The sequence below is a fragment of the Natrinema altunense genome (assembly GCF_000731985.1).
Classification (GTDB): Archaea; Halobacteriota; Halobacteria; order Halobacteriales; family Natrialbaceae; genus Natrinema; species Natrinema altunense.
Window position 1 is genome coordinate 131,007 of the sequence record NZ_JNCS01000006.1, and the last position, 19,618, is coordinate 150,624.

Here is a 19,618-nt window from a genome sequence, read left to right on the forward strand (position 1 = left end):
CCGACGTCGCGGTCGCGGGCTCGGACTCGCGGGTCAGCCCTCGAGTTCGCGCCGCAGAAGCTGATTGACGTCGCCGGGGTCAGCGCTGCCGCCGGTCTTCTGCATGACCTGGCCGACGAGGAAGTTGATCGCGCCGTCGTCGCCGTTCTCGTAGTCGCCGACTGCGTCGGGGTTCTCGTCGATAGCCTCGACGACGGCCTGCTCGACCTCGTCCTCGCCGGTCTTCCCCAGCCCGTCCTCTTTGACCACCTCGTCCGGCATCCGCCCGTCGTCGAGCATCGATCGCAGGACCGTCTCGCGGGCGTTTTTCGCCGTAATCTCGTCGTCGGCGACGAGTTCGACGAGCCGTTTGATCTCCTCGAGTCGCCCCTCGATCTCGGTGATCTCGATGTCGCGATAGTTGAGTTCCCCCAGCAGGTTGTCCGCGACCCACGTGGCGGCGAGGTCGGGATCGAACTCGCCGGCGACGTCCTCGTAGAAGTCCGCGACCTGTTTCGTCGAGGTGAGCTTCGAGGCGGCCTCCTCGCTGAGACCGTATTCCGCTTGGAACCGCTCCCGGCGGGCGGCGGGGAGTTCCGGAATCGCGATCTCGTCTTTCCAGCCCGAGACGCGCAGCGGCGGCAGGTCGGCCTCCTCGAAGTACCGGTAATCCTTCTCCTCCTCTTTCGACCGCATCGAGACCGTGATCCCGCGGGATTCGTCCCAGTGGCGGGTTTCCTGCTCGACTGCACGACCGCGTTGAATGGCGTTCTTCTGGCGGGTCTCCTCGTAGGCCAGCGCTTTCTCCGCACCCTTGTGACTCGAGATGTTCTTGACCTCCGTCCGGTTCGCGGCCTCGAGCGCGTCCATCCCGATCTCGTCGGTGTCGTCGCCGTCGATCTCGGCTTCGGGGATGATCGAGAGGTTGGCGTCGATCCGCAGGCTGCCGTCGCGCTCGGCGTCGAAGACGCCCAGGTATTCCAAGACCTCCTCGAGTTCGGCGAGGAACGCCCGCACTTCGCTCGGACTGCGGAAGTCGGGTGCCGTGACGATCTCCATCAGGGGCGTGCCGGCGCGATTGTAGTCGACGAGAGTGTACTCCGCCGAATCGATGCCGCCACCGCCGCCGACGTGCTGGAGGCTGCCCGGGTCCTCCTCGAGATGGGCGCGCTCGATCGCGACGGTGCGTCGCTCGCCCTCGACGGCGATCTCGAGCGTGCCGTCCTGACAGATCGGCTCGTCGTACTGGGTGATCTGGAAATTTTTGGGCAGATCGGGGTAGTAGTAGTTCTTCCGGTGGAAGCGGGTCTCTTCGGGGATGTCGGCGTCGATCGCCTTCCCGATCTTGACGGCGGCCTCGACGGCTCCCTCGTTTAGCACCGGGAGCGCCCCGGGAAGACCGAGACAGACCGGACAGACGTTGTCGTTCGGTTCGTCGCTCGGCTCGGTCGAACAGCCACAGAAGATCTTCGTGTCGGTCTCCAGCTGGACGTGGACCTCGAGGCCGATGACGGTCACGAGGTCGCCCTGCTGGGCGGTCTGGGCAGTCATTGAAGACCGATTCGGCCCCGCAGGGGTAAAACGTAACGGGACGGACCGGCGGGCGTCGGCCGAGCGACGACTCGGTGCTGCACAACTGCGGCTCCCTTCGACGGGGCCGCGAGCGCGGCTCAAAACTACCCCGAGCTACCGCTACAGACGTTCTGTTGGAACTGGAGATACCGGTCCCCGCTTTCCCGCTCGGCTCGAACCTCGACGAGCAGGCGGTCGGCGGCCCCCTCGTGGTCCGCACAATCCGGATAGTACCGATACGTCTCCCTCGTCGCGGGCGCGTCTTCGAGGTGGACGCGAACCTGATACTCGTCGCTCTCGATGACGTCCGGCTCTCGGTGCTGGGACGCCGCGTCGTCTTCCGGCGGCGTCTCGAGTTCGAATCGGTCCCGGAACACGACCGCCTCGCTGTATTCGTCGGCGTCGGTGCGACGTAGTTCGACGGCCACCGTGTGCGGTTCCGAATCGAAGTTCAGCAGTTCCAGCGTGAGTCGTTCCGTCTCCGTTCCGAACCCGGAACAGCCCGCGAGTACCGCTGTGCTCGTCCAGCCGCCGAGGGCGAGTACTCCTCGTCGCGAGACCATCGGTCAAAATACCGTGCCGAATACACGTGTAAGTTTCTATAAATACTGGAATCCGTCCCGTCGGTCCATATGGGGAAACCGGCGTCGCTCGGCGTCGTCGCGGTTGCGCTCCGTCCGATTCCGCAGCATTCGATCCGGGATTCGACCGCAGGCGAAAGCGCAATTCGACCGATCTCCGGGCTTTTTGTCCCATCGGGGCGAACCGGATGGTGGTGTGGTAGATGGTGTCTACCAATACGAAATCGTACTGGCGACGGTACCGCTCGATCCCGATCGTTTACCGAATCGGCGCGGCGTTCGTGCTCGGATCGCTCGTCGGCCTGCTGGTCGGCGACCCCGCGACGACCCTCCAACCGCTGGGTGATATCTTCGTCCGGCTGTTGAGCATGATCGTCATCCCCATCGTTATCTTCACGCTGCTGATGGGAATCAGGCGGATCTCACCCGCGCAGTTGGGCCGGATCGGCGGCCAGGTGATCGCGCTCTACGCCGTTATGTCGGCAATCGCGGTGTTCATCGGGTTGGCAGTAGCGAATCTGGTCAACCCGGGATCGGGGCTGACGTTGGCCGAAGACGTCACGGTCGATCCGGCCGAAACGCCGGATTTCGCCGAGGTGTTGATCGGAATCGTTCCCGAGAACCCGATCGGTGCGATGGCGGAGGGCGACGTCCTCGCGACGATCTTCTTCGTCATCGTCTTCGGGCTCGCGCTCCTCATGCTCGAGGAAACCGCCGAGGACGACGCCGTTCGCCGCGGCGTCGAGTCGATCTTCGACATCGTCGAAGCCGGGACCGAGGCGCTGTTCAAGATCGTCTGGGGCGTCATGGAGTACGGCGTCATCGGCGTCTTCGCGCTCATGGCGGCCGTCTTCGGCGAGGCCGGCGTCGATGCGATCGTCCCGTTCGCACTGTTGATCGCGACCCTGCTTGCGGCGATCCTGATCCACATCGGCGTGGTCTACCTCGGTGGCATGATCGTCGTGCTTACGAGGCAGTCACCGGTCGCCTTCCTCGCTGGCTCGAAGGACGCGATCGTGACCGCCCTCTCGATTCGGTCCTCGAGCGGCACGCTCCCGGTGACGATGGCCGACGCCGACGACAACCTGCGGATCGACGAGAGCGTCTACGGCTTCTCGCTCCCGCTGGGGGCGACGATCAACATGGACGGGACGGCGATGTACCAGGGCGTCGTCGCCATCTTCGCCGCGAATCTCGTCGGCGTCCAACTGACCGTCGTCGAGCAGGTGACGGTCGTTCTCATCGCCGTCCTCGCGAGCATCGGCGCGGGCGGCGTCCCCGGTACGGGGCTGATCATGCTGACGCTGGTGTTGACCCAGCTCGGGCTCCCGCTCGAGGTGGTCGGCTTCGTCGCCGGCGTCGATCCGATCCTCGATCGGCTCCGGACGATGACGAACGTGACCGGCGATCTGGCCGTCACGACGGTCGTCGCCCACTGGAACGACGCGATCGACTTCTCGGAGGGCTCGTGGGCCGATCCGACGCGGGGCCTCGAGATCGGCGGCGACACCGCAGCGGGGGACGACTGACCCCGCCGCTTATCTGGCGTCCTCGAGTCGCTCTAACGCGTCGGGATTTTCGATACTGCTCATGTCGCCGGGATCCTCACCGGTGTAGGTCGCCTGAATGGCCCGGCGGATGATCTTGCCCGACTGGGTCTTGGGGAACTCGTCGACGAACAGCACCTCGCGCGGGCGGAACGGTTTGCCCAACTCCGCGCCGACTTGTGCGCGCAGCTCCTCGCGAAGGCCGTCGGTCTCGTCGACACCGTCCTCGAGGACGACGTAGGCGACGACGGCGGTGCCGGTGGTGTCGTCGGGTGCGCCGATGGCGGCGGCCTGGGAGACCGCCGCGTGGTCGATGAGCGCCCCTTCGACCTCGGCGGGGCCGACCTTGCGGCCGGCGACGTTGAGGGCGTCGTCGGCCCGGCCGTGGAGGAACCAGAAGCCGTCGGCGTCGGTCTGAGCCCAGTCGCCGTGGTCCCACATATCGTCGAACGTCGACCAGTACTCCTCGAGGTAGCGGTCGTCGCCGGCCCACAGTGACTTGGTCATCGAGGGACAGGAGTCGCGGGCGACCAGATAGCCGCGTTCGTTGTTCGCTTTGACGGAGTTGCCCTCGCGGTCGACGATATCGATATCCATGCCGAGGCCGGGGCCGCCGAGCGTACAGGGTTTCAGGGGCTGAGTGGGCAGGGGCATCAGGAAACAGCCACAGATCTCGGTGCCGCCGGAGATGTTGATGATCGGCGCGTCGCCGCCGCCGACGTTTTCGTAGAACCAGTGCCAGGATTCGGGATCCCACGGCTCGCCCGTCGAGCCGAGAACGCGCAGCGAGGAGAGGTCGTGACCCTCGAGCCAGTCGTCGCCGTGCTTGCGTAACGCGCGGATCGCGGTCGGCGAGATGCCGAACTGGGTGAGCTTGTGGCGATCGATCATCTCCCAGAACCGGTCGGGCTCGGGGTAGTCCGGCGCGCCCTCGTACATGAAGACGGTGCCGCCGAACGTGTGGGTCCCGATCAGCGTCCACGGCCCCATCATCCAGCCGATGTCCGACACCCAGAAGAACCGGTCCGACGGCTTGAGATCCATCCCGAAGTGGACCTCCTTGGGGCACTGAACCTGTACCCCCGCGTGGGTGTGGACGATCCCCTTCGGCTTGCCGGTGGTGCCCGACGAGTACAGCAGCATCGACTCCTGGTCCGAGGTCAGGGATTTCGTCTCGTACTCGTCGTCGGCCGTCCCGACGGCATCGGCCCACCACTCGTCGCGGTCGTCGGTCCACGGGATCTCGTGTTCGTTCGTCCGCTCGCGGGACCCGCCATGTCCCGCTCGCCCCTCGGCGGCGCTTCGCGCCCCGCTGCTCGAGCCGAGCCGGTCGAAGACGATCGTGTGTTCGACGTGGCCGGCTGCCGCGATAGCCTCGTCGGCCGCGGACTTGAGGAAGACCGGATCGCCGCGGCGGTAGAAGCCGTCGCCGGTAAAGAGCACGGTCGGCTCCGCGTCCGCGATCCGGGTGGCGGCCGCGTCCACCCCGAAGCCGGAGAAGATCGGCACCGCGATCGCGCCGACCTTGAAACAGCCGTAGAGGATCGAGACGACCTCCGGGACCATCGGCATGTAGAGGCCAACGGTGTCGCCCGTGCCGACGCCGCGCTCCTCGAGCGCGTTCGCGACCCGATTCGACTGGCGGTGGAGTTCGTGGTACGTTATTTCTCGAACGTCGCCGTGTTCACCCTCCCAGATCGTGGCGACCGTGTTGCGGCGCTCCTCGTCGACGGCCGCGTGGCGGTCGACGACGTTGTGGGCGATGTTGAGTTCGCCGCCGGGGTACCAGTCGGTGAACTGTGGCCCCTGGCTGTCGTCCCTGATCTCGTCGTAGGCCTCGTAGAACTCGATCCCGAGGTAGTCGACGATCTCGTCCCAGAACCACTCGAGGCCACTGTCGGGTTCGTCCTCGAGGTCGGTCGTCGTCCGCGCGATGAGTTCCTCGTAGTCGTCGATCCCGTACTCCTGCATGAACTGCCAGACGTTGGTCGATTCGACGAACTCCCGGCTGGGCTCGTGGGCGATCTCGTCGATGTCCGCGAGACTGGGGCTAGTAGTTCCGGGCATTGATACCCGGAGGTACGAGACAGACCATCATCAAACAACAGGTCGCCCGTCGAACGTGGGGAGCGATCCCCGTTCGACACCGCAGCTGACCGCTCGAGTGATCGAGACACGACCCGCGAGCGCCGGAGGGCTTTTTCGCGTTCGACGGCTATCGGAAGTCTATGGGTACTTCGACGCTCGAACCGCCGACTGCGAGACGCTACCCCGCGAGCTGCGCGTCACCACGTTGCTGACGGACGGTGAGGCCCGCGGGATTCGGCATCGCGCGTGACTGTGCGAAGCGAAACCGCCAGCAGGAGTCACTCTCATCGGCGGTGACGACCGACTCGCGGTATGCTGCTCCGACGGCCCGGCCGTGTGGACCCGCTCACAAGCCCCGACCCCGCGGCCGTCTCGAGCGAACTGCGCGCCGCGCTGACCCGCGATGATAATATATCTAACACTAGTCTGACGTACGTTTATGTGCCCAGACCGACCCCTAGGGGATATGTCGAACAATCGCGTCGAGCAGCTCGAATCGACGGTTGCGGAACTCGAGTCGACGGTAGAGGGCCTGACGGACGAACTCATCGAGGCGAAGGAGCGAATCCGCGTGCTCGAGTCGGAGCTCGATGCCGAGACGCCGACGCGCGTCCCCGACCGTCGGGCCGAGGAGACGGGAACGACGACGGTCGACGAGGACGACACTCCGGAAGCCGAACCCGACGAAGTCGCCGAGGCGGCGGCCGACGCCGAGGACGAGGACGACACCGTCGGCGATGAAGCGGAAGACTCAGGTAGCGACGACATCATCGTTGCGTAACTGCTGCCGACGCCGTGTGCGGGAAACCGCGGCGCGGGTACCACCGTCGACCGACGGCTGGTGGCGATACGGAGGGCTCGCAACAAGATGTATATCAAGGCGATCGTTCTCGACGATTTCAAGAGCTTCGGCCGAAAGACGAAGATCCCGTTCTACGAGGACTTCACCGTCGTAACGGGTCCGAACGGCTCCGGGAAGTCCAACATTATCGACGCCGTCCTCTTCGCGCTCGGGCTGGCTCGGACCCGCGGGATTCGGGCCGAGAAACTGACCGACCTCATCTACAACCCCGGCCACGAGGGTGACGACACCTCGAGCGGCCCCCGCGAGGCGACCGTCGAGGTGATCCTCGACAATTCCGACGGGACCCTCGAGCGCTCGCAGGTCGTCAACGCTGCGGGGAGCGACGACATCGGCGACGTCGACGAGATTCGAATCCGTCGCCGGGTCAAGGAGACCGAGGACAACTACTACTCCTACTACTATCTGAACGACCGCTCGGTCAACCTCTCGGACATTCAGGACCTGTTAGCACAGGCCGGGATCACGCCGGAAGGGTACAACGTCGTCATGCAGGGCGACGTCACCGAGATCATCAACATGACGCCCCACGCCCGCCGAGAGATCATCGACGAAATCGCGGGCGTCGCGGAGTTCGACGCGAAAAAGGAAGACGCCTTCGAGGAACTCGAGACGGTCCAGGAACGGATCGACGAGGCCGAACTCCGCATCGAGGAGAAACGCGACCGGCTCGAGCAGCTCGCGGACGAACGCCGGGAAGCAATGCGCTACCGCCGGCTGCGACGCGAGAAGGAGGAGTACGAGAGCTACAAGAAGGCCAGCGAACTCGAGGAGAAGCGCGCCGAACTCGGGGCCGTCGAAGACGAGGTCGACGACTTCGAAGACGAACTGGCGGCCCTCCAGCGCGAACTCGACGAGCGCGAGGGCAAAGTCGTCCGCCTGCAGGAGGATCTCGAGGATTTGAACGCCGAGATCGAGCGCAAGGGCGAAGACGAACAGCTCCGGATCAAAAGCGAGATCGAGGAGCTCAAAGGCGACATCTCCCGGCTCGAGGACAGGATCGAGGCCAGCGAGGACCAGATCGAGGACGCCGAGGCCGAGCGCCGCGAAGCGTTCGTCCAGATCGACCGCAAGCAGGAGACGATCGACGACCTCGAAGACGAGATGCGCGAGCACAAACTCGAGAAGGCCTCGATCAAAAGCGAGATCCAAGACCGGGAGCAAGAGCGCGACGATCTCGAGGCCGAGATCGAGGCCGTCGACACGGAGTTCGACGAACTCAAGGCCGACCTCGCGGAGCGCAAAGACGAGTTAGAGGCGGCCAAGACCGAGCGGAACGACCTCCAGCGCGAGCAGGATCGCCTCCTTGACGAGGCACGCCGGCGCTCGAACGCGATCAGCGAGAAAGAGGCGACGATCGAGGACAGGCGCGAGCAACTCCCCGAGATCGAGAGCCAGCGAGGCGACCTCGAGCGGGAACTCGAGAAGGCCGAACGGAACCGCGAGAACATCGCCGATGTCGTCGACGACCTGAAAACCGAGAAGCGCCGGCTGCAGTCCGACGTCGACGACCTCGACGACGAGATACAGGCGAAACAACAGGAGTACGCCGAACTCGAGGCCAACGCCGGCGAGAGCGGCGACTCCTCGTTCGGTCGCGCGGTGACGACGATCCTCAATGCGGGAATCGACGGCGTCCACGGTGCGGTCGCGCAACTGGGGACCGTCCCCGGCGAGTACGCGACCGCCTGTGAGACCGCCGCGGGCGGCCGGCTGGCGAACGTCGTCGTCGACGACGATATCATCGGCCAGCAGTGTATCGATCACCTCAAGTCCCGAAACGCGGGCCGGGCGACGTTCCTCCCGCTGACGGACATGAGCCAGCGGCGACTGCCGAACGCGCCGAGCGATCCGGGCGTGGTCGGCTTCGCGTACACCCTCGTCGACTTCGACAGCGAGTACGCCGGGGTCTTCTCCTACGTTCTCGGGGACACGCTGGTCGTGGAAGATATCGAGACCGCCCGTTCGTACATGGGAGACTACCGGATGGTCACCCTCGATGGCGACCTCGTGGAGAAAAGCGGCGCGATGACCGGCGGTTCCGGCGGCGGCTCGCGGTACTCCTTTACCGGCGGCGGCGAGGGCCAACTCGAGCGCGTCGCCAAACGGATCACGGAACTTCAGGAGGAACGCGAGGATCTCCGCGAGGAACTGCGCGGCGTCGAGGAGCGCCTCGACGACGCCCGCGATCGCAAGAGCGACGCGGCCGACGAGGTCCGCTCGATCGAGGCCGAACTCGAGGGGCTCGACGACGAGCGCGAGAACATCGAAGCGGAGATCGAGAGTTTGGAGGACGACCTCGCCGACCTCCGCGAGGAACGTGAATCCGTCGACGAGCGGATGAACGAGATCTCAGCGGAGATCGACGCCAAGACGGCGACGGTCGAGGAACTCGAGGGCGAAATCGACGACCTCGAGACGGAACTCGCGGACTCGAAGATCCCCGAACTCACCGACCAGATCGAGGAGCTAACGGCCGAGATCGACGAGCGAGAGGATCGGATCCAGGAACTCGACGCCGAACTCAACGAGTTGAGCCTCGAGGCGGAGTACGCGGCGGACGCCATCGAGGATCTCCACGACGACATCGAAGCCGCCCAGAACCGCAAGGCCGACCACGAGGAGTGCATCGCGGAGTACGAGGCGGAGATCGAGACGAAACAGGACGGGCTCGAGGAGAAACGCGAGGCCGTCGCGGAGCTGGAAGCAGAGCTCACGGAGCTGAAAGCCGATCGCAGCGATCTCAAGGAAGCCCTCTCCGAGGCGCGGACGGAACGCGACAAACAACAGGATCGCGTCAACACCGTCGAAAGCAAACTCGAGGACGCACGCGAACGCGCGGGCAGCCTCGAGTGGGAGATCGAAGCCCTCGAATCGGAGGTCGGCGACTACGACCCCGACGACGTCCCTGACCACGAGACCGTTCTCGAAATGATCGACGACCTGCAGTCGGACATGGCGGCGATGGAGCCGGTCAACATGCTCGCGATCGACGAGTACGACGAGGTCCGCAGCGATCTCGACGATCTCGAGGCGGGGCGGGAAACGTTGGTCGAGGAGGCCGACGGGATCCGCGACCGGATCGAGCAGTACGAGACCCAGAAGAAGCAGACGTTCATGGACGCCTACGACGCGATCGCCGCCCACTTCACCGAGATTTTCGAGCAGCTCTCGGAGGGGACCGGCTCGCTGCACTTGGAGAACGAAGCCGACCCGTTCGACGGCGGGCTGACGATGAAGGCACAGCCGGGCGACAAGCCGATCCAGCGCCTGGACGCGATGTCCGGCGGGGAGAAGTCGCTGACCGCGCTGGCGTTCATCTTCGCGATCCAGCGACACAATCCGGCCCCGTTCTACGCGTTGGACGAGATCGACGCCTTCCTCGATGCCGTCAACGCCGAGCGGGTCGGCGAGATGGTCGAGGAACTGGCCGGGGACGCCCAGTTCGTCGTCGTCTCCCACCGCTCGGCGATGCTCGACCGCTCCGAACGGGCGATCGGCGTGACGATGCAACAGGACAACGTGAGTGCGGTGACCGGAATCGATCTGAGTAGTGGGGAGGTGCCGGCTGATGACTAGCGAGGGCTCCGAGGAGCCGACGGCGACGGTGGCGGCCTCGGAAAAAGCGAGTGACACCGTCGCGAGCAAGGAGTCGTATAACGACGCTGAAAAGCCGAGCGGGGAGCAACGTGACCCGCGAGGAAGCGAGCCACGGGCCGATGAGAGCGAACTGCGACCCGACGGCGGCGACGACATCCCCCTCGATATCACCGGTCACGACGAGCGCGAGCGGCCGAGCGAGTCGCCGCCGGGGTCGGTTCTCGAGTCGCCAGCGGACGCGGACGGCGACGAGGAGCAGGCAGGTGGGTCCGCCGGCTCGGTGCTCGAGTTCACGGAGGGAGACACGGCCGAGGGCGACGACGGTGCCGAGAACGAGGACGCAGTCGAACCCGTCGAACTGCTCGTGCAACTCGCGAAGGACGGCGAGATCGATCCGTGGGACATCGACATCGTCGAGGTTACGGACACGTTTCTCGAGGCGATCGAGGACGCCGACCTCCGAACGTCAGGACGCGCGCTGTTCTACGCGAGCGTCCTCCTGCGGATGAAAAGCGACGAGTTGTTCGCGACCGACGACCCGGACGAGGACGACCTCCCGCCCTGGGAAGCGCCCTTCGCCGACGACGGGCCGATGGACGCGGGGGGTGACGACCAGGCGCACCCACCCGGATTCGATCCCGTCGAGACCCTCGAGAACGAGATGGAACGCCGCCTCGAGCGCAAGCACGCTCGCGGGAAGCCCGAGACCCTGGACGAACTGGTCCGCGAACTCCGCAGCGCCGAACGCGACACGTGGTGGAAGGAGTCCCGGAGCTACGACACGAGCGACTCGCCGACGGGGTACGACCGGGGCGTGCAGGAACTGAACTACCACTCCGGCGACGACGTCCGGGTCGACGACGAACCGACCAGCGACGACGTCACGCACACGACCCACGAGGAGGACATCGAAGCGGTCATCGGCGACGTCGAAACCGAACTCGAGGCCCACTACGAGAACGGACGCGATGAGGTACTGTACGCCGAGATCGACGCGGTCGGCGGCTCCCGCGTGATGACCTACCTCGCGTTGCTCTTTTTGGCCCATCGAGGCCGAGTCACCCTCGAGCAGGACGAACTGTTCGGCGACCTCTGGGTCAGAGACGACGCGGTGGCGTCGGACGCGAGCGAAGCGGTCGCCGGCTGAAGGGGCGTTTCGATCGTCGTGCCTCGACGCACGATCGATTCGGGTGTGTTTCGCGCCGAGTCCCTTCGGGCGAACGCGGCGAACGGCAACCTTCTATACTCGAGGCCATCAACCGGAGGCCATGCGAGACGTCTGCATCGTCGGCGGTGGCGTCGCCGGCCTCACCGCATCGATTTTCACCGCACGCGGTGGACTGGATACCCTCGTCGTCGACGGCGGGGAGTCCATCCTCGCGCGCAACGCCAGCCTCGAGAACTTCCCCGGCTTCCCGGACGGGGTCGACGCCCGCCGGCACCTTCGGCTGACCCGCGAGCAGGCCCGAACGGCGGGTGCCGAATTCGAACTCGGACGCGTGATCCGCGCCGAGCCGGTCACCGAAGGGGCGCTCGAGGAGGGGTTCGTTCTCGAGACGGAGGGCGGCGAGCCCCTCGAAGCGCGTCGCGTCATCGCCGCCTCGTGGCCGACCAGCGACTACCTCGAACCGCTGGACGTGGGCCGGATGCAGCGGGGTAGCAAACACTTCGTGAGCGTCGATGAGGGCGGCCGGACGGCCGTCGACGGCGTCTACGCTGCGGGCCGGATCGCGGACGAACCCCACCAGGCGGTCGTCGCGGCCGGCCACGGGGCGAAAGCCGCCCTCGCGCTCCTCTACGATGCCGATGTGCCCTTCTATCAGGACTGGGTCGTCCCGGAAGGGTACTTCACTGGCCGCGACCGCGAGGTCCCGCCGGGATGCGAGGAGATCGACGACGAGGAACGACGGCGACGCGACGAGCGAGCCCGGGAGACGATGCGCGAGGCGTTCGGCGACCCGCTCGACGAGGAACCGACGATGCATCCGAGCGTCGACCGGGACTGATCGCGCGACCGATACCCGCGCTCCCCTCGGGTGGCCGGGTTCGCGGCCGGTCCCCGATCAGTTCGCCGCGAGGGAACACGCAGGACTACAGAACCTCCGTTGTGCGGCCTTGGCATCCGGATAGGCTTTGAAATCGTCACCACACTCCTCGCACGTGACGGTTTCGAAGTCGGACATATTCGGTCGACGATTCGGCGTTCGAAACCGAAAACGTATCGGTGGCGGGTCGGCGACGACGGTCGCCCGTCCGCGGTTCATCGTCGCGGCCTGGTAATCGTCGCGTTCGCTTTCGGGCCGGTTTCAGCCGTTCCCCAGAGCGAGTCAGTTCCGGTCTCGATCCGACCCTTGCTGTGCAACGGACGATGCTATTATGTGTCGTGTCGTGGTGTCAAATATCATGGATGGCGTCCTGAACGAGGCGACGGACAAGCTTCACAAGTACGAATCCGGACAGTCGGACTTTCAGACGATCTGTGGCGCGACCTCGCACGTAGCGCACGACCACCTCCGGCTGGTTCCCGTCGAGCAGACCGCTACCGACGGCGACGTGAACCGGTGTGGACGCTGTTTTGCCGACGGCGACAGTTACTGACGATCGATCGGGAGTGGCTCACAACACCCGTAACTCCGTCGTCCAGAACGAGTGAACGGCGTCCTCGAGTGCCGGCCCCGGATCGCCAGTCGCGTCGACGGCGGCCGTCGCGGTCGGTTCGAGGCCCGCTTCCGCGGCGAGCGCGTCGACGATGCCGCGCTGGCCGACCAGATAAAGCGGCGTATCGGTGGCCTCACCGCCGGGTTCGTACGCGGCGAGGGCCTCCGCACACCGCTCGAGGTGATCGTCGATCTGCCCGTCCCGAATCCGTTCGAAGCGGGCCTGGGAGAACCCGCCCTTGGAGTGGGTCCCCTTGACATCGCTCTCGAAGCCGCGGTAGTCGACGCGCTCGTCGCCCTCGTAGACGCCGAGGGCGAACAGATCGGTCCGGACGAGTGCGACCGCGTGGCGACCGGTCGGCAGGAACCACTCGCGCTCGAGGGCGAACCGATCGCGCCAGGTCGCATCGAGATCGGGGACGACCGGCGGCTCGAGGGTCACGGCGAGCAGGCCGGCGTCGTCGACACAGCACAGGCAGGGGCCGTCGTCGTCGACGAGCGCGAGTCGCTCGCCGAGGACGGGTTCCAGTTCCGTGCGGACGGGCTCCGTGATCCCGTCGTCGTCCACGCCTACGGTCAGCGCACCTTCCGGTCCCGTTCGAAACGACGTGAGTCGGTCGAACACCGCCTCGAGACGCGCACCTCGAAGTTGGTCGCGGTGCCTGACGGACGGCCCGCTTTCCGTCTCGTCGACCCGTTCGAGTTCGCCCTCGAGCTGGGCGATCCGGTCCTCGAGTCGATTGATCCGCTCCTCGGCGTCCTGCCTCGCGGTGGTGGCCTCGGCCCGGCGGTCGGACTCGGCCTCGTAACGCTTCCGTAACCGCTCGTTTTCGTCCTCGAGTTCGTCGATTCGGTCCCTGAGCGATGCACGGCCAAGCAACTCGTCGAGCATCCGGCCGAACACGGGAAGCGAGCGTACTTCTAGGTTCCGGCGTTTCGCAGGTCGTCGGCCGAACCGCCGTCACCCGATGCCTGCCAGCCGCCGGCGAGGTCGAGCAACTGCCGGGCTCGGTCCCGGCGGGCGAGAAACACCTCCCGGAGCGATGGGGGGTTTCGAACGTCGGTTCCCTCGAGCATCGATTCGGGCACCGCGAGCGTGTTCGTCGGGACGTTAGCCGCCCCGTGGACCGGGAAGTGCCGGGACTCGAACTTCATCACGAGCGGCGTATCGAGGCGCTCGAGCCCGTCGCCGGTCGCGTACACTTCCTCGTTGATCCGCTCGTGTTGCTCGCTGTGCATGAGTGCGTGCTCCCCGTCGGTGGGGGTCACGTAGAGACGTCCGAGATAATAACTTCGGGAAAACACCTCGAACATGCTAACTAGTACCATGGCCTCGATGGACATAACTGTTTGCGAATACGTTTAAACAGTCGCGCTATCAGACCGTTCTCTCGGTTCTCGAGACGAGTCGGGATGGGCGATTCTCGGTGCCGAGCTATCGGGCGGTCGTCCCCGGACTGGTCGGCGTTTCGTTCCCCACGGGTCGTCGTTCGCGATTGACCGTCCTCGAGCGAGCGAAACGGTCCGAACGGTGAGCAACGGTCGGGCGGACGCGGCCAGCAGTTTGTGCTCCGTCGAGCGAGCAATAACGCGCATTCCTGCCGCCTTGAACGCTCAAAGCACTTCTCGCCGACTGACCGATCCGAGTAAACGGTCCGAACGAAGGTCCGTCTTTTTACTATGTTCCGGCCAACAATAGAGCCGATGACAACCACTCGGTCGGTCGCCCTCCTCGCGGCCGTCGTCGTCGGACTCACGGTCGCGCCGCTTGCAAGCGCCGCAGCCGTGGATTCGTTGACGGGGGACCACGCTCTCCACTCCGCTGACTCCGAGACGGCACCGACGAACGCATCCGTCGGAACGCTATTGCAGGCGACCGCGGCAGAGACGAAGGAAACGGTCGAGACAGGAATGTTCGAAGCGGCGTACGAAACCGCGGACGACGAGAGCCAGGCGGCCATCGTCGGCGACCGGACGGCCGAACTCGAATCGCAACTGCGGTCGCTCGAGGCCGAACGTGCCGAACTTCGGGAGCAACGCGCGGCGCTTTCACGCGGCGCGTATCGATCCAGAATGGCGAAATTGACCGTCGAAATCGCCAGTCTCGAGCGCTCGATCGAGCGAACAAACGATACCGTCACCGACGGTAGTATCGACGACAGCGATCTCGCGGAGCTTCGGGAGAACGCGACGCGGCTCCGAGAAAACGCCTCGGCGCAGGCCGGGCCGGACGTCGCGGCGGTCGCTCGCGGGCTGTCCGGCTCCGACGGCACCCCCGGTGTCGGAGCAGGACCGCCGGACGATCGTGGGCCACCCGCCGACAAGGGTGGCTCGAGCGGTGATCGGACACCCGGAAACGGTAATGGAGCAGGCCCTCCTACCGAAGCCGGACCCGGTGAGGGGACGGAGACCGGTTCCCCACACGGTGACGGTGTCCCCGGCGAGAGCGGGGAGACAGGAGCCAGCTCCGAGAACGGCGAATCGAACGGAGACGGAACCCCAAACCGCGCAGCAGGGGACAACGGGAACAGCCCCGGAAACGCTGCGCCGGGATCGAACGGGAACGACGATGAAAACGCTGCACCGAGGTCGAACGGGAACGACACCGGAAACGACGGGACGAATGGGGACGACGCCGAGTCCGAAGACAGCGACGCAGCTGGAACCGATACCAAGCCCGGGAACGGACAGTCAGCTGGAAACGACGACGGGGGATCGACGGAACCGTCGTCCGCCGGGTCCGGCCCACAGGGCGGCGATCGGTCGGCCGATCCCGGCAGCGGGACGGGAGGCGGCGCTGGCGGCGGGACCGATACCGGCCGTGGGTCGCGGTAACGACCCCGCCGAACTGAATCGCCCGACAGTACGGTGAGCAGACACGCTTTTCAGCGGCGATCACTAACCCTCTCTCGATGGACTCCGCCGCGTTGTTGGATTTACTCGGGAACGAAAACCGAAGACGAATCCTTCGGTTGCTCGCCCGCAAACCGTGTTACGTGACCGAAATTTCGGAATACCTCGGCGTGAGTCCCAAGGCAGTTATCGAGCACCTCCGCAAACTCGAGGAAGCGGGACTGATCGAGAGCCGCGTTGACGATCAGCGGCGAAAGTACTTTCATATCGCCCGGAACGTCCGTCTCGAGGTGACGGTCTCTCCCTATGGCTTCGCGAGCAAGAGCGCTTATCCGGCGAACAACAGCTTCGATATCACCACTTGCCGGCACCTCTCGCTCGATGTCGCCTGGGACGATGCCGACGACCTCGACGACCTGCTCGCCGCCTTGGAGGACCTCGAGCGGCTCGAGAACGAACTCTCCTTGGCCCAGCGCTGGGTCCAGGGGCGGCTCTGTGACGTACTCGACGACATCTCCGAAACGATCGGTGCCGGGCCGGAAAGTCGGATCTACGCCGATCTGCTCGCGAGCATCCGTGCCGAGCCGAAATCGGTCGACGAACTCAGCGACGACATCGACGCCCCCCGCGAAGTCGTCGCCGAGTTACTCGAGGTGATGGCCGATAACGGAGTCGTGCGACGGACCGAACGGGGCTGGGAACTGACGACGAACGGCTGAGGACGGTTCAATCGATATCCTGCGAGAGTCCGGCGCGGAGATCGCGACCGAAGTAGTAGCCGACGACGGACGCGAGGAGGCCGACGGTCGCGCCGACGGCGACCAGCGTCTGTCCGGAGCCGATGGCGGCGATGACGGCGTTGCTGAGGATCGCCGCGACGCCGCCGACCGAGACGCCGGCGACGCCAATCTCGAGGTACCGCCGCTTCGACGCGAGGAGCCCGACCGCAAAGGCGGCGGTAAACATCCCGATCGGACGGCCGGCGAACGGCAGCGCGGTTGCGCCGGCCAGCAAGCCGGCCCCGAGCACGCCCACGAGCGCGACGTACTCCTTCGGCGAGAAGTACCGCCCGAGCGAGAGTCGGTCGGTAAGCGGGGCGAGCCACGAGCGCGATGAGTCGGCCCCATCGGCCGAGCCGTCGTCGGCGGGCGTGCCGGTCGGTCCGCGATCGAGACCGGCGTGGGAATCCAGGGGATCGGCGTCGACGGACGGCGCCGACGCGCCGGCGGACTCGGGCGATGCGTCGCCGGCGTCGGTGCCCGCGTCCGAGAGCAAGCGGTCCGTCTCCTCTAAGAGGTCGTCGGTAGCGGGAGGGTCTCGGCTCTCGGTGACCTCGTCCGAGCGGTCGCTCATACGTCAATCGACGCGTGCCCACACCATGGGCCTTTCCCCACGCGGCCCAGGAGCGAGCCGTCGGTCACCGCTCCGTGGGGACTCCGACGCGAGGCGACCGCGGGATCGGCCGGAACGGGACGGCATCCACTGCTCGAGGGGGTCGATGGACGGCGTGGAAAACGCAACCGGATGGGGCTGCTTATCTGACGGAGTCGAGCAGGAGTTTCTGTTCGACCCGTTTGACCTCGTGTTGGACGTCGCGGACGGCGTCGATGTTCGCCGAAATGGAGCTAATGCCCTCGTTGACGAGGAACCGAACCATCTCGGGCTTGGAGCCGGCCTGCCCGCAGATGCTCGTCTCGACGTCGTGTTCGCGGCAGGTTTCGATGACGTCGCCGATCAGGCGCAAGACGGCCGGATGGAGTTCGTCGAAGCGGTCGGCGACGTGTTCGTTGTTGCGGTCGACCGCGAGCGTGTACTGGGTCAGGTCGTTGGTCCCGAAGGAGGCGAAGTCGATGCCCGCCTCGGCCATCTCCTCGACCGACAGCGCGGATGCGGGCGTCTCGATCATCGCCCCCCACTTCCGTTTCTCGGGATCGATGCCCGCCTCTTTCATGCAGCTTTTGGCCCGATAGATGTCCTCGGCGTCGTTGACCAGCGGGAACATGATCTCGACGTTGTCGTAGCCCATCTCGTAGAGCCGGTGGAACGCCTCGAGTTCGTGGGCGAAGACGTCCGTTCGGTCGAGCGACCGTCGAATGCCGCGATAGCCGAGCATCGGGTTGTGCTCTTCGGGTTCGTCCTCGCCGCCCTCGAGCTGTCGGAACTCGTCGCTCGGGGCGTCAAGGGTGCGGACGCGGACGGGGCGCGGGTAGAACTCGTCCGCGACGCCGCGAATGCCGTCGACGAGTTCCGAGATGTAGTCGTCGACGCCGTTCTCGGCGATGAACTTCTCTGGCGTCTGGTTCAGCGAGAGGATCATGTGCTCCGTCCGAAGCAGGCCGACGCCGTCGGCACCCGTTGCAGCCGCACGTTCGGCTGCCTCCGGGATGGAGACATTGACCTTGACCTCGGTGGCGGTCATCGGCTTGACCGGTGACTGCGGACGGACCTCCTCGACGGGTTCGGTCTCCTCTTCGGGTTCGACGGCCGAGCCCTCGAGCACGGAACCTTTGTCGCCGTCGAGGGTGACGACTTGGCCGTCCTCCAGGACCGTCGTCGCGTTGGTCGTCCCGACGATGGCTGGGACGCCGAGTTCGCGGGAGACGATGGCGGCGTGGCTGGTCATGCCGCCCTCGTCGGTGATGATCCCCGACGCCCGTTTCATCGCGGGCACCATGTCGGGCATCGTCATCTCGGTGACGATGATGTCGCCCTCGCCGACCTTGGCCAGATCGTCGAGTTTGGTGACGATTTTCGCGGGGCCGCTGACCGTCCCCGGGCTCGAGCCGAGACCGTCGACGATGACCTCGCCGGAGCCGCCCGCGTCGGCGGTGCCGGCGCTGCTGGTGCCTTCGGCGGTCTGGACGCTCCCGCTGCCGTCGGTCAGGCCCTTGGTGGGGTCGACGCTGCCGGTCGCGGTGTCGCTGTCGTCCTCGTCGATCGTCGTGATCGGTCGGGACTGAAGCATGTAGACATCGCCCCCGACGATGGCCCATTCGACGTCTTGGGGCTCGTCGTAGTGATCCTCGACGCGCTCACCGAGGTCCATGAGGGAGTCGATCTCGTCGTCGGAGATGACCCGCTGGGTGCGCTTGTCCTCGGGAACCTCGCGCTCGACGGTCTGGCCGGTCGCCTCGTCTTTCTCGTGTTTGACTTTCTTCTCGGCGACGGTCACGTCCATCGAGCGATCCTTGCGGTCGATGACGTAGTTGTCCGGCGAGACCGCGCCGGAGACGACGGCTTCGCCCAGTCCCCACGCGGCCTCGATGATCATCGTCGGGTCGCCCGTCGAGGGGTGGCTCGTGAACATCACGCCCGATTTCTCGGCGTCGACCATCTGTTGAACGACGACCGCGATGTTCACCGCGGAGTGATCGAAGCCCTGTTCCTGGCGGTAGTAGATCGCCCGCTGGGTGAACAGCGAGGCCCAACACTCCCGAACGCGGTCGAGCAAGTCCTCCTCGGTGACGTTGAGGAACGTTTCTTGCTGGCCCGCGAAGGAGGCGTCTGGCAGGTCCTCGGCCGTCGCCGACGACCGAACCGCGACGAACGCCTCGCCGTCGCCGACCTCGCCGTAGCTCTCGAGGATCTCATCGCGTAACTCGTCGGGGAAGGGGGTCTCGAGGATGAGTTCTTGTGCGCGGTCGGCGGCCTCGGCCAGCGCACTGGAGTCGTCGACGTCGACGTCGACGGCTTCGAACAGTTCCTCGTCGATTTCGGCTTCTTCGATAAACGATCGGTAGGTCCCGGCGGTTACGACGAATCCCGGAGGAACGGGCAGCCCCGCGCCCGTCAGCTCACCGAGGGAGGCACCTTTACCGCCGACCTGCTCGAGGTCGCCGGCACTGATCTCGTCCAGCCAGAGTACAGCCATCTCTAGAG

General features: G+C 65.8%; 15 protein-coding genes. 8 read left to right on the top strand and 7 right to left on the bottom strand.

The features are described 5' to 3' along the window. Positions 1-33: 33 nt before the first annotated feature. Both gatB and ALTAJ2_RS12555 read right to left on the bottom strand, forming a co-directional pair. Positions 34-1,530 (bottom strand): Asp-tRNA(Asn)/Glu-tRNA(Gln) amidotransferase subunit GatB, encoded by a 1,497-nt coding sequence (gene gatB, locus ALTAJ2_RS12550; protein WP_007107804.1) that lies wholly within the window; start codon positions 1,528-1,530, stop codon positions 34-36. A gap of 125 nt (positions 1,531-1,655) precedes the next feature. Continuing rightward, entirely contained in the window at positions 1,656-2,114 is a 459-nt protein-coding gene (locus ALTAJ2_RS12555) for a hypothetical protein (protein WP_007107803.1), read from the bottom strand. Positions 2,115-2,335: 221 nt separating this feature from the next. On the opposite strand from ALTAJ2_RS12555, the gene ALTAJ2_RS12560 reads away from it, so the two are divergent. Next, positions 2,336-3,661, top strand: coding sequence for a dicarboxylate/amino acid:cation symporter (locus ALTAJ2_RS12560; protein WP_007107802.1), 1,326 nt, complete (start codon positions 2,336-2,338; stop codon positions 3,659-3,661). A gap of 9 nt (positions 3,662-3,670) precedes the next feature. Here ALTAJ2_RS12560 and ALTAJ2_RS12565 read toward each other — a convergent pair whose 3' ends face one another. Next, on the bottom strand, positions 3,671-5,746 hold the full coding sequence (locus ALTAJ2_RS12565; protein ID WP_050031471.1) for an AMP-binding protein: 2,076 nt from the start codon (positions 5,744-5,746) through the stop codon (positions 3,671-3,673). Positions 5,747-6,233: 487 nt separating this feature from the next. On the opposite strand from ALTAJ2_RS12565, the gene ALTAJ2_RS12570 reads away from it, so the two are divergent. The 5 genes from ALTAJ2_RS12570 (at position 6,234) to ALTAJ2_RS12590 (ending at position 12,827) form a co-directional block, all read left to right on the top strand. After that, a complete protein-coding gene (locus ALTAJ2_RS12570; protein ID WP_007107798.1) occupies positions 6,234-6,548 on the top strand; it encodes a DUF7518 family protein in 315 nt (104 codons plus the stop codon). An 87-nt stretch (positions 6,549-6,635) separates the two neighbouring features. After that, a complete protein-coding gene (smc, locus tag ALTAJ2_RS12575) occupies positions 6,636-10,208 on the top strand; it encodes a chromosome segregation protein SMC (protein WP_007107797.1) in 3,573 nt (1,190 codons plus the stop codon). Beyond that, positions 10,201-11,376, top strand: a complete 1,176-nt coding sequence (locus tag ALTAJ2_RS12580) for a segregation and condensation protein A (protein WP_007107796.1) — start codon at positions 10,201-10,203, stop codon at positions 11,374-11,376. Before smc ends, ALTAJ2_RS12580 begins: the two co-directional genes overlap by 8 nt. 121 nt (positions 11,377-11,497) lie before the next feature. Further along, complete coding sequence (locus ALTAJ2_RS12585; RefSeq protein WP_007107795.1) at positions 11,498-12,235, top strand: NAD(P)/FAD-dependent oxidoreductase; 738 nt, start codon at positions 11,498-11,500, stop codon at positions 12,233-12,235. Positions 12,236-12,632: 397 nt separating this feature from the next. Continuing rightward, positions 12,633-12,827, top strand: coding sequence for a hypothetical protein (locus ALTAJ2_RS12590; protein ID WP_007107794.1), 195 nt, complete (start codon positions 12,633-12,635; stop codon positions 12,825-12,827). An 18-nt stretch (positions 12,828-12,845) separates the two neighbouring features. Here ALTAJ2_RS12590 and ALTAJ2_RS12595 read toward each other — a convergent pair whose 3' ends face one another. Together ALTAJ2_RS12595 and ALTAJ2_RS12600 are read right to left on the bottom strand one after the other, a co-directional pair. Then, the gene (locus ALTAJ2_RS12595) at positions 12,846-13,778 is read right to left on the bottom strand and encodes a Vms1/Ankzf1 family peptidyl-tRNA hydrolase (RefSeq protein WP_007107793.1); all 933 of its coding nucleotides are present in this window, start codon (positions 13,776-13,778) and stop codon (positions 12,846-12,848) included. Positions 13,779-13,807: 29 nt separating this feature from the next. Continuing rightward, a complete protein-coding gene (locus tag ALTAJ2_RS12600) occupies positions 13,808-14,200 on the bottom strand; it encodes a DUF5802 family protein (protein WP_007107792.1) in 393 nt (130 codons plus the stop codon). 390 nt (positions 14,201-14,590) lie between these two features. On the opposite strand from ALTAJ2_RS12600, the gene ALTAJ2_RS12605 reads away from it, so the two are divergent. Then, on the top strand, positions 14,591-15,721 hold the full coding sequence (locus ALTAJ2_RS12605) for a hypothetical protein (protein WP_007107791.1): 1,131 nt from the start codon (positions 14,591-14,593) through the stop codon (positions 15,719-15,721). A gap of 77 nt (positions 15,722-15,798) precedes the next feature. Further along, complete coding sequence (locus ALTAJ2_RS12610; protein ID WP_007107790.1) at positions 15,799-16,458, top strand: metalloregulator ArsR/SmtB family transcription factor; 660 nt, start codon at positions 15,799-15,801, stop codon at positions 16,456-16,458. A 7-nt stretch (positions 16,459-16,465) separates the two neighbouring features. Here ALTAJ2_RS12610 and ALTAJ2_RS12615 read toward each other — a convergent pair whose 3' ends face one another. Together ALTAJ2_RS12615 and ppsA are read right to left on the bottom strand one after the other, a co-directional pair. Continuing rightward, a complete protein-coding gene (locus ALTAJ2_RS12615) occupies positions 16,466-17,092 on the bottom strand; it encodes a hypothetical protein (RefSeq protein WP_007107789.1) in 627 nt (208 codons plus the stop codon). Between the two features lie 181 nt (positions 17,093-17,273). Beyond that, positions 17,274-19,610 carry a phosphoenolpyruvate synthase gene (ppsA, locus tag ALTAJ2_RS12620; protein WP_007107788.1) on the bottom strand — a complete coding sequence of 779 codons (2,337 nt, stop codon included), beginning with the start codon at positions 19,608-19,610 and terminating at the stop codon, positions 17,274-17,276. Positions 19,611-19,618 lie beyond the last annotated feature (8 nt).

Coding starts and splice junctions, on each gene's coding strand:
- gatB (WP_007107804.1), bottom strand. CDS start 1,530: ATGACTGCCCAGACCGCCCAGCAGGGCGACCTCGTGACCGTCATCGGC.
- ALTAJ2_RS12555 (WP_007107803.1), bottom strand. CDS start 2,114: ATGGTCTCGCGACGAGGAGTACTCGCCCTCGGCGGCTGGACGAGCACA.
- ALTAJ2_RS12595 (WP_007107793.1), bottom strand. CDS start 13,778: ATGCTCGACGAGTTGCTTGGCCGTGCATCGCTCAGGGACCGAATCGAC.
- smc (WP_007107797.1), top strand. CDS start 6,636: ATGTATATCAAGGCGATCGTTCTCGACGATTTCAAGAGCTTCGGCCGA.
- ALTAJ2_RS12600 (WP_007107792.1), bottom strand. CDS start 14,200: ATGTTCGAGGTGTTTTCCCGAAGTTATTATCTCGGACGTCTCTACGTG.
- ALTAJ2_RS12570 (WP_007107798.1), top strand. CDS start 6,234: ATGTCGAACAATCGCGTCGAGCAGCTCGAATCGACGGTTGCGGAACTC.
- ALTAJ2_RS12610 (WP_007107790.1), top strand. CDS start 15,799: ATGGACTCCGCCGCGTTGTTGGATTTACTCGGGAACGAAAACCGAAGA.
- ALTAJ2_RS12560 (WP_007107802.1), top strand. CDS start 2,336: ATGGTGTCTACCAATACGAAATCGTACTGGCGACGGTACCGCTCGATC.
- ppsA (WP_007107788.1), bottom strand. CDS start 19,610: ATGGCTGTACTCTGGCTGGACGAGATCAGTGCCGGCGACCTCGAGCAG.
- ALTAJ2_RS12590 (WP_007107794.1), top strand. CDS start 12,633: ATGGATGGCGTCCTGAACGAGGCGACGGACAAGCTTCACAAGTACGAA.
- ALTAJ2_RS12585 (WP_007107795.1), top strand. CDS start 11,498: ATGCGAGACGTCTGCATCGTCGGCGGTGGCGTCGCCGGCCTCACCGCA.
- ALTAJ2_RS12580 (WP_007107796.1), top strand. CDS start 10,201: ATGACTAGCGAGGGCTCCGAGGAGCCGACGGCGACGGTGGCGGCCTCG.
- ALTAJ2_RS12565 (WP_050031471.1), bottom strand. CDS start 5,746: ATGCCCGGAACTACTAGCCCCAGTCTCGCGGACATCGACGAGATCGCC.
- ALTAJ2_RS12615 (WP_007107789.1), bottom strand. CDS start 17,092: ATGAGCGACCGCTCGGACGAGGTCACCGAGAGCCGAGACCCTCCCGCT.
- ALTAJ2_RS12605 (WP_007107791.1), top strand. CDS start 14,591: ATGACAACCACTCGGTCGGTCGCCCTCCTCGCGGCCGTCGTCGTCGGA.